General features: G+C 42.5%; 1 protein-coding gene. It reads right to left on the reverse strand.

From position 1 onward, the window contains the following. Positions 1-9 precede the first annotated feature (9 nt). Positions 10-1,187, reverse strand: a protein-coding gene (locus Q0779_RS23610; RefSeq protein ID WP_298776706.1) for an IS3 family transposase whose coding sequence is annotated in 2 segments (ribosomal slippage) — positions 10-920 and positions 920-1,187 — 1,179 coding nt in all. Because the reading frame shifts where the segments join, the coding sequence is not laid out codon by codon here. Positions 1,188-1,259 lie beyond the last annotated feature (72 nt).

The following is a 1,259-nucleotide window of genomic DNA, read 5'->3' on the forward strand; positions in this document are numbered from 1 at the left end:
TTGTAGCGGTCAACTAAAATTGGCCACGATCTTAGAGTTTAACCAAAACAACCGTTCTGATTCATTTGGTGTCAGCCCACCGTTATATTGATGAGGGCGAAGCTGACAGTAATATCCAATGATGTATCGAATAATCTCTTGCTGAGCCTCTGCAAAACGACAATACCCTGTTGTCGGTATCCATTCTGTTTTTAGACTCCTAAAGAAACGCTCCATTGGACTATTATCCCAACAGTTTCCACGCCGAGATAAGCTTTGTTTTATTTGATATCGCCACAATAATTGGCGGTACTTTCGGCTGGTATAGTGACTGCCTTGATCGCTATGGAACATAACCCCTTCAGCCTTACCACGCACTTCATAGGCCATTGAAAGCGCTTTGCCTGTTAATCTGCTATCAGGCGATAATGACATGGCCCAACCAATCACTTTACGGGCAAATAAATCCATCACAACGGCCAAATACATCCAACGATTACCAGCCCAGACATAAGTGACATCACCAACCCACACCTTATTTGGGGCTGTAACGGCGAATTGTCGCCCCAGATAATTGGGGATTTCAATATGTTCTTGTGTTGCTTTTCTATATTTGTGCTTCGGCATCTGACAACTCACTAACCCGAGCTCTTTCATCAGCTTAGTGGCACGATATCGACTTAACGAAACACCTTGTTGAGTCACCATATACGCGACTGTTCTCGCCCCAGCAGAGCCATTACTTGCCGTGTGTACCTCACTGACTAAGCTACGAAGTTTGACCTTATCAGCGTTAATATCTGTGGGTCTTGTTCGCCAATATTTGTAGCTACTACGATGAATACTGAACACTTCGCATAATGTTTTTATACTATAGCTCTGCTTAAGCCTCTCAATTATTGAGAATTGTTCAGTGAGTCTGACATCAACAGAGCGGTAGCCTTTTTTAATATTTCGTTGTGCTCCTGGAGACGCGCTAATTGCTTCTTTAATTCACGAATTTCAATTTGCTCAGATGTTATCGGGGACGCTTTGGGTTGCTTGCCTTGACGTTCTTCCCTTAATTGTCGCACCCATTTATCCATGGTCGATTTGCCCACATTCATGGCTTGAGCTGCTTCAATGATTGAATAATTTTGATCTAATACTAATTGAGCAGATTCAAGTTTGAATTCTGCACTAAAAAGTCTTCTCGTACGTTTTGTCATAATGTCACCTGTCATCTTATGAGGTGATGATATCACCTCTAACTAGGTGGCCAAACTAACTATGCCACTACA

The sequence above is a fragment of the uncultured Shewanella sp. genome (assembly GCF_947491715.1).
In the GTDB taxonomy this organism is placed as follows: Bacteria; Pseudomonadota; Gammaproteobacteria; order Enterobacterales; family Shewanellaceae; genus Shewanella.